Source organism: Deltaproteobacteria bacterium, from assembly GCA_009929795.1.
Taxonomy (GTDB): Bacteria; Desulfobacterota; Desulfovibrionia; order Desulfovibrionales; family Desulfomicrobiaceae; genus RZZR01.
This window is the reverse complement of record RZZR01000101.1, coordinates 1-8,521: the sequence shown is the minus strand read 5'-3', so window position 1 is coordinate 8,521 and position 8,521 is coordinate 1. Positions and strand designations below refer to the sequence as shown.

The 8,521-nt window shown below is 62.7% G+C and carries 7 protein-coding genes and 1 tRNA gene; all 8 read left to right on the top strand.

What is annotated here, in order from left to right:
• Positions 1 to 473: 473 nt before the first annotated feature.
• Positions 474 to 1,484 (top strand): tryptophan--tRNA ligase, encoded by a 1,011-nt coding sequence (locus tag EOM25_10380; GenBank protein ID NCC25584.1) that lies wholly within the window; start codon positions 474 to 476, stop codon positions 1,482 to 1,484.
• Positions 1,485 to 1,495: 11 nt separating this feature from the next.
• Positions 1,496 to 1,849 carry a hydrogenase maturation nickel metallochaperone HypA gene (locus EOM25_10375; GenBank protein NCC25583.1) on the top strand — a complete coding sequence of 118 codons (354 nt, stop codon included), beginning with the start codon at positions 1,496 to 1,498 and terminating at the stop codon, positions 1,847 to 1,849.
• A 35-nt stretch (positions 1,850 to 1,884) separates the two neighbouring features.
• Positions 1,885 to 2,544 (top strand): hydrogenase accessory protein HypB, encoded by a 660-nt coding sequence (gene hypB / locus EOM25_10370; protein NCC25582.1) that lies wholly within the window; start codon positions 1,885 to 1,887, stop codon positions 2,542 to 2,544.
• Positions 2,541 to 3,881 carry a PAS domain-containing protein gene (locus EOM25_10365; protein ID NCC25581.1) on the top strand — a complete coding sequence of 447 codons (1,341 nt, stop codon included), beginning with the start codon at positions 2,541 to 2,543 and terminating at the stop codon, positions 3,879 to 3,881. Before hypB ends, EOM25_10365 begins: the two co-directional genes overlap by 4 nt.
• A complete protein-coding gene (locus EOM25_10360; protein ID NCC25580.1) occupies positions 3,740 to 5,566 on the top strand; it encodes a radical SAM protein in 1,827 nt (608 codons plus the stop codon). The genes EOM25_10365 and EOM25_10360 overlap by 142 nt, the downstream gene beginning before the upstream one ends.
• A 58-nt stretch (positions 5,567 to 5,624) precedes the next feature.
• Positions 5,625 to 5,711, top strand: a tRNA-Leu gene (locus tag EOM25_10355).
• A 285-nt stretch (positions 5,712 to 5,996) separates the two neighbouring features.
• Entirely contained in the window at positions 5,997 to 7,463 is a 1,467-nt protein-coding gene (locus EOM25_10350; GenBank protein NCC25579.1) for a DNA primase, read from the top strand.
• Between the two features lie 88 nt (positions 7,464 to 7,551).
• Positions 7,552 to 8,521 (top strand): hypothetical protein (locus EOM25_10345; protein NCC25578.1); only part of this gene is annotated, 970 nt, incomplete at its 3' end.

Genomic DNA, 8,521 nt, shown 5'->3' with positions numbered 1-8,521 from the left:
GGTCATGACCCAGATGATCGGATGGGCCAAGCCCGTGCCCATCGACCCGACCTTCTATCGGAATCCCCGCAAGGGCATCGTCCTGGTCAGCCTGGCCGGGCCAGGGGCAAACATTGTTCTAGCCGCGGTCTTCTACTTCCTGCTTCTGGGCCTGGAAGCGGCCGTGCCCCTGATGCCCCCGACTATGGCCGCCTATCTAACCAAGCCCCTGGCCTCCATGTTCATTGTCGGTGTCCAGATCAACCTTGTCCTGGCCGTTTTCAACCTTTTGCCCATCCCGCCCCTGGACGGCAGCAAGGTCCTCGGGGCCAGTCTACCTCTCCAGGCCGCCTGGACCCTTGCCAAATACGAGCGATGGGGCTTCTTTTTCATCCTTCTGCTGGCCGTGACCGGCATGCTCGGAAAAATTCTGGGATTCATTCTGAACCCGATTCTGACCTTCCTCTTCACCTGAACCGAGACGAATACCAACCATGAGCAAAGAAATCATTTTGACCGGCATCACCACCACCGGCACACCGCATCTGGGTAACTATGTCGGGGCCATCCGGCCGGCCATTGAGGCCAGCCGCAACGAAGACAACCAGACCTACTACTTTCTGGCCGACTACCATTCCCTGATCAAAGTCCAGGATCCGGAACGAGTCCACCGGTCCGAACTGGAAGTGGCCGCGACTTGGCTGGCCCTGGGCCTGGACGCCGAGCGTTCGGTATTCTACCGCCAATCGGACATCCCTGAAATCCCCGAACTGACCTGGATCCTGTCCTGCGTCACGGCCAAGGGACTCATGAATCGGGCCCACGCCTACAAGGCCGCCGTGGCCGCCAACGAGGAAATCGACGGCTCGGACCCGGACAAGGGCGTGACCATGGGCCTTTTCTGCTATCCGGTCCTGATGGCCGCCGACATTCTCATGTTCAGGGCCAACAAAGTTCCCGTAGGCCGGGACCAGATCCAGCACATCGAAATGGCCAGGGATGTCGCCCAGCGATTCAACCATCTCTACGGCGAGACCTTTGTCCTGCCCGAGGCCGTGGTCGGCGAGAACGTGGCCGTTCTTTCGGGCCTGGACGGCCGTAAAATGAGCAAGAGCTACGACAATACCATCCCCCTCTTCCTGCCGTCCAAAAAGCTTCGCAAGCTGGTCATGAAAATCAAGACCGACTCTCTGCCCCCCGAGGCCCCCAAGGATCCGGACACGAGCACGGTCTTCGAGATTTTCCGGGCCCTGGCCACACCCGAACAAACCGCTGAGATGCGCGAACGATACCTGAAAGGCATCGGCTGGGGCGAGGCCAAGGAGGCCCTGTTCGAACTCATCGACGCCCAGCTCCAGGGCCCCAGACAGCGGTACGAGGAACTCATTGCCGATCCGGCCCAAGTGGAGGAGATTCTCCTCCAGGGGGCCGCCAAGGCCAGGGAAATCAGCGTACCCATGCTGGACAGGGTCCGTCGGGCCGTTGGCATCCGGCCCCTGAACTGAAAGGAGACGAGATGCACGAATTGTCCATCGCCGAGAGCCTGGTCGACATCATCCGACAGGAAATGGAAAAGCACGGGGTCACGACCCTCCACAAGGTCGAGGTCGTGGTCGGCCAATTGACGGCCATTGTTCCCGAGGCCCTTGAAATGTCCTTCACCGCGCTGACCGTGGACACCCCGTTGGCCGGGGCCGTCATCACCACCGAGATCAGGCCTCTCACGGTCTGTTGCCGGGAATGCAAGAAGGACTTCTCCCCAGCCGAAGACGACCCCTACCTCATGACCTGCCCATTTTGCGGGGCTGAAATCGGCCACGAGGTCCTGACCGGTCGGGAACTTTTCATCTCCAACATCGTGGCCGAATAGCAGACGGCCGCCAAGAAATCCCTTAAGGAGCACCCATGCAGATCCCTGTCGTTCGCAACATCCTGGAAGCCAACGACCGCATTTCCGAACAGCTTCGGCTCATGTTCGGCCAGATGCGGGTTCTGGCTCTCAACCTCATGAGCTCCCCCGGCTCGGGAAAAACCACCATCCTCGAGCGGACCCTGACGGACCTCAAGGCCGAATTCGAGATGGCCGTCATCGAAGGCGATGTCATGACCAGCAATGACGCCAAACGGGTGGCCGCCACCGGGGCCCGGGCCATCCAGATCAACACCGACGGCGGATGCCATCTAGACAGCTCCATGGTTCTGGAGGCCTGCAACCGCCTGGACCTCAAGGGCACGGACATCCTCTTTGTCGAAAATGTCGGCAACCTGGTCTGTCCGGCCGAATTTTCCGTGGGCGAGGATCACAAGGTGGCCATCCTGAGCGTTACGGAGGGTGACGACAAGCCCGAGAAATATCCCCTGCTCTTCGCCGAGTCGCGGGTCATGATCTTGAACAAAATCGATCTCATGCCCTACGTGGACTTCGACCTTGAGCGGGCCTCCCGCTTCGCCCGCGCTCTGAACAAGGATATCGAGATTTTCACCCTTTCGGCCCGCACCGGTGAGGGCATGGAGGCCTGGTACGCTTGGCTTCGCAAGGAAGTGCAGACCAAGAAAAACGCATGACCTTTCCCCGGGACATCCCCTGCGAGGCCATCCTCGACAGCATTGCCGACGGGGTGTTCACCGTCGATCTCGACTGGAACATCACCTCCTTCAATCAGTCGGCCGAGCGGATCATCGGCATCCCCCGGGAGGAAGCCATCGGCCAGAAATGTTGGGATGTCTTTCGGTCCAGCCTCTGTGACGGAGACTGCGCCATGCGGGCCAGCCTGCGCACCGGCGAGGCCGTGGGCGGAAAGTCCATCTTCATCATCCGGCCAGACGGCCGCAAGGTCCCCATCAGCGTCAGTGCCGCCCCCCTGCATTGCCTCGACGGCAAGAGGATCGGCGGGGTGGAAACCTTTCGGGATCTGAGCGACATCCAGGCCATGCGCCGAACCCTGGATGGCCGCTACACCTTTGAGGACATTGTCGGAAAAAGCAGGCCCTTGCGGAAGATCTTCGACATCCTGCCCCGCATCGCCGAGAGCGGGTCCACGGTCCTTCTGACCGGTGAATCCGGCACGGGCAAGGAACTCTTCGCCCGGGCCATTCACAATTTGAGCCCCCGGGCCGACAAGCCCATGGTCACCGTCAATTGCGGGGCCCTTCCCGCCGAGCTTCTGGAATCGGAACTCTTCGGCTACAAGGCCGGAGCCTTTACCGACGCCAAAAAGGACAAGCCCGGGCGGTTTGCCCGGGCCGAGGGCGGGACCATGTTCCTAGATGAAATCGGGGATATGCCCGGCCCCCTGCAGGTCAAACTCCTTCGCGTCCTCCAGGAGAGGACCTACGAACCGCTGGGCGGAGTGGAGACCGTCAGGTCCGATGTGCGGATCATCGCCGCCACGAACAAGGACCTGCGCGAACTCATGGCTAAAAGGGTGTTCCGGGAAGACCTCTACTACCGGCTCGGCGTGGCCGAAATCCGCCTGCCTCCCCTGCGAGAACGTCCCGAAGACATTCCGCTCCTCATTGATCATTTCATCCGCCACTTCAACCATCTCAAGGGCAAAGACATCCAGGGTCTGTCCGAGGATTCCCAGGCCCTACTCATGCGTTCCAACTACCCGGGCAATATCAGGGAGTTGGAGAACATCATCGAATTCGCCTTCATCCTTTGCCCCTCGGGCTTTATCCAGATCGAGCATCTTCCCGACCACTTCCTGCCTAAGGATCCCAGCCCCCGGGTCCGCCCCCTGACCCTAGAGGCTGTCAAATGCGAGGCCGTCCGCCAGGCCCTGGCCCGCAACGACGGCAAACGCATGAAGGCCTGCCGGGAACTCGGCATCACCAAGGACACCCTCCGGCGGATGATCGAGCGTTGCTCCAGGGAAGATCCCGGTTTTCCCGTCGTCTGAAGGCCATGCGCGTCCTTCTGGCCTATCCCCCCTGTCTTCATCCTCGGGTCAACGATCCCGATGCCGGAGTCGTGCCCATGGGTCTCTACTCCATCGGGGCCGTGCTTCTAAAAGCCGGCCACGAGGTCCGCGTCGAGAACCTCAATAGCTCGCGCGACAACGTCCAAGCCATAGGCTCCCTGCTTCGCGATTTCTCCCCCGATCTGGTCGGTCTGTCGGTCCTGAACGCCAACCGCTGGGGGGCCGTGGCCGTCTGCCGGATGGTCCGGGCCCTGCTGCCTGGGTGCAAAACCGTGTTCGGCGGGGTCGGGGCCACCTTTCTCTGGCATTTTTTTCTCGATCATTTCCCCGAAATCGATTTCGCCGTCCTGGGCGAGGGCGAACAGACCATGCTGCTCCTCGTTCAGGCCCTTGAAGCCGGAAAAAATCCGGACCTGGACGACATCCCCGGCCTGGCTTTCCGAACCGATTCCGGCCCGAGTTTAATCCCGCCCGGACCCCTTATCCGCGATCTGGACAGCCTGCCCGATCCATCCCGGCACTTCGCCTTTCAGCATCTGGCCCTTTCCCGGGGCTGTCCGGGCCGCTGCACCTTCTGCGGTTCTCCCCGCTTCTGGCAGGGCCGGGTCCGCTTCCACTCCCCCTCACGATTCGTCGATCAGATGGAAAATCAGGTCGGCCGGGGAATCCGGTTCTTCTACGTCTCCGACGACACCTTCACCCTGGACCGGAACCGGGCCCTGGCCGTCTGCCGGGAGATCCTGGACCGCGATCTGGACGTGACCTGGTTCGCCATCTCCCGGGTGGACAGGGTCGACCCGGAGCTTCTGGCCTGGATGCGCCGGGCCGGGTGCATCCAGATCAGCTACGGAGTGGAGAGCGGGTCAGACTTCATTCGCAACGAAGTCCTGGGCAAAGGCGTCTCGCGCCAGGACATCGTCAACGCCTTTGTCTGGACCCAGGCCAGCGGCATCCTAGCCCGGGCCTACTTCATCTACGGTTCCCCCGGGGAGACCGAGGCCACCATCGAGGAAAGCATCGACCTCATCCGGGACATCAAGCCCCTGGGCCTCATCACTTATTCCCTGCACCTCTACCCGGGCACGGACCTCTTCGACCGCCTGGCCCCGGCCCACGGTCTCACGGACCAAACATGGCTGACCCCGGTGGAGGACATCCTCCTGGCCCAACTGGCTCCGGAACCGGGAGAGAAGACCGTCTTGACCTGGGGCCGAAAACTTCGTCGGGTCTGGCATTCGGAACTGCCGGATTTCGCCCGGGCCCTCGAATTCGCCCCCGACGACGAGCTTCGGCCCTTCCAGGCCGACCTCTGCTCCCGCCTGGGCCTGACCCTGGCCTTCGGCGATTTGGCTAGAGAAGATATTCCCGACCGGGAGGACACGGCCGAATACCTGTTTTCCAGGGCCCTGGACCTCTGTCCGGACCGGCGGGCCTTCCTGGGCCTTGGCATGCTCTGGCAACGCTCCGGTCGAACCGAGGAGTCCATGAAGATTCTTGACCGTGGCCTGACTTTCCATGACCAGGACATGGATCTTTGTCTCTGCCAGGCAGTGAACCTCCTGGGCCTCGGCCGAAATGCCGAAGCCGCAATCTTGGCCGAACCCTTTGCCGACTCGCCACGGGGCACGGAAATACTCAAGGCCTGCCGACGGACATTGGGCTGATTCCCTGGTTTCGCCTTGACACCGCAAGCATCATTCTCCTAGTAAATAACTCCGCCGCGCCGGGGTGGTGAAACTGGTAGACGCACTGGACTCAAAATCCAGCGGGGGTAACCCCATGGGGGTTCGATTCCCCCCCCCGGCACCAAAGTAAAATCAAAGGGTTAGAGGAAATAAAAAATTTCTCTAGCCCTTTTTGTTTTTGCTTTTTGCGCTGCTGGTCCCCATCCTGTCCCCATTTTTTTTTCTGTCGGCCAATAAGTCGGCCGAAAAATCAGCCGTTACCCCCCCCTCCCCTTTTCACAAATGACCGCCCAAGGTCCATTGGCGCGGGTCCTTCCGAACCCTCCACCAGTACGGGTCAAAGAAACCCCGGAAGGTCTGCGCGAATAAAAAAAATCGCCCGTGAAAAAATGAAACGGGGCGGCCGGCCATGACCGACCTGGTCCGTGTGGCCGACTGCCTGCGCCACAACGCCCTGGGCGACGGCGCCCTGTTCCGGGACATCCATCGGGGCCGGTTCGTTTACGACGCTTCGGCCGGGTCCTGGATGGAATGGCAAGGCCATCGCTGGGACACCGACGTCACCGACCGGGCCCTGGCAGCCGTCGAGGACGTCGCCCTGGCCTACGCTGACCTCGAGGCCGATCTGTCGGAGCGGTCGGCCGAGGCCCAGGCCGCCGGGAACACCGACGACGCCAGGCGCCTCCAGGGGGCGAGGAAAAAAGTCGAGGCCCGTGTCGACCGGCTGCGCGGAACCCGGGGCCGGGAGGACTGCCTCCGCTTCGCCCGGACCATGCAGACGGATCCCCTCGTGGTCCGCGGCGATGTCTGGGACCAGGATCCCGACCTGTTGGTCTGCGAGAATGGCGTCCTGGATTTAACCACCGGGGCCATGCGTCCAGGCCGGACCGACGACTGGAACCAGAAGGCCGCCGCAGTGGTCTGGGACGAGTCGGCCGCATGCCCGACCTGGGAGCGTTTCCTGTCCGAGTCCATCGGATGTCCCGAGACCGTGGCCTTTCTCCAGCGGGCCATGGGCTACGGCCTGACCGGTCACACCCACGAACAGGTCTTTTTGCTCTTGTCCGGCGAGGGCCGCAACGGCAAGGGCATTTTCGTGGAGACGGCCCTGTCCATCATGGGCCAGTACGCCGGGCCCATCCAGGCCGAAATGCTGCTTGACCAAGGTCGCGGGGCCCGCAACCCGGCCGGCCCGTCCCCGGACATCATGTCCCTGCGCGGCCGCCGCCTGGTGGTGGCCTCGGAGTCCGACGAGGCCCGGCGCTTCTCCAGCTCCAAGCTCAAGTGGATCACCGGCCAGGACTCTCTCGTCGGCCGGAACCCCAACGAGAAGTTCCAGGTCACGTTCCTGCCCACCCACCTCCTGATCCTCTGCACCAACAACGACCCCTACGCCCCGGCCGACGACTTCGCGTTCTGGGAGCGGGTCCGCAAGGTGGTCTGGCCCTTCCAGTTCGTCCACCGTCCGGATCCGGACAACCCCCGCCAGAAGCTCCGGGACGACCGGCTCCGCTCGGCCCTGGCCAACGAGCGGCCCGGAATCCTGCGTTGGATGGTGGAGGGCTGCCTGCTGTGGAGGGGGGAGGGGCTGAATCCGCCCCCACCGGTCATGTCGGCCGGGGACGAGTACCGGCGCGAGAACGACCAGATCCAGGACTGGATCGACGAGTGTGTCGGCCTGTCCGACGGGGGCGAGACATCGAGCAACGACCTCTATGAGAATTTCGGGGCCTGGTGGCGCAAATACCACGGGGCCCGGGTCCCCTCCATCGCCTGGTGGGGTCGTCGCATGTCCAAGAAGTTCGAGCGGATCAAGCGCGGCGTCTACTACTACCAGGGCCTGTTCCTGACCGTGGAAACGGAGTCCCTCAAGTGAGGCCCGGACCTTTGGACCATTGGTGGACCTTTCGCCGGGAAAAGGTCCACGGGTTTTATCCGGAAATTTCAACGCTTTATAGGCCAACGTGGACCATTGGACCTTTTTTCCGTGCAACTATTCGGCCCCAGGGCTTTATCTCTTTCTTTTATTCTTTACTTTATTCTTTTCAAAGGTCCAAAGGTCCAAAAGAAGAAAGAAGTATAAAGAGAAAAGGGGTTTACACCCTGGACCTTTTCCCAACGAACCGTCCACCAATGGTCCAAACCGTCCAAACCCTCCAGGGGGCCCGGCCGTGACCGTTCTTCTGGACAGCATCGACCGCCTGGGCCTGACCTTCAAGCGGGCGGCCACCACCAACGGCGGGGAATGGCATGGCCCGTGCCCGGCCTGCGGCGGAACCGACCGCTGCCATGTCTGGCCGGAGCAAGGCGAGGCCGGGACCTGGTGGTGCCGTGGATGCGATCAGGGTGGCGACGCCATTTCCTGGCTCCAGGCCCACGAGGGCAAGACCTTTCCCCAGGCCGCCGAACTGGTCGGCCGGATCCTCGACCCCAAGAAGCGCCCCAAGCGCCGGGCCCGCCTCGGGGTTCTCGACGCGCCCGTAGGGGCGACGCATGCGTCGCCCACGCAAACGGCGTCGACCACGCCAACGGCGTCGCCCATCAAAGACCCCGCCCAGGTCTGGCAGGCCCACGCCTGGCAACTGGTCAACGAGTCGGCAGACAGGCTCCAGTCCCGGCCCGACCAGGTGGCTTGGTTGTCGGCCCGCGGCATCTCGGCCAAGACCGCGGCCCTCTGCAAGCTGGGATGGATCGAGGAACGCGGCCGCGACGTCTACCGGGCCCGGGCCGGCTGGGGCCTGCCCGAACGCCTGCGGCCCGACGGCACCCCGAAAAAGCTCTGGATCCCCCGCGGCCTGTCCATCCCCTACTGGCGAGGCGAGACCATGCTCCGGATCCGGATCCGCCGGGCCGAAGGCGAACCCCGCTACCTCGTCCTGGAGGGCTCGGCCACCGATCCCATGCCCCCCATGCTCTTGAAAGGAACCGCCCGCC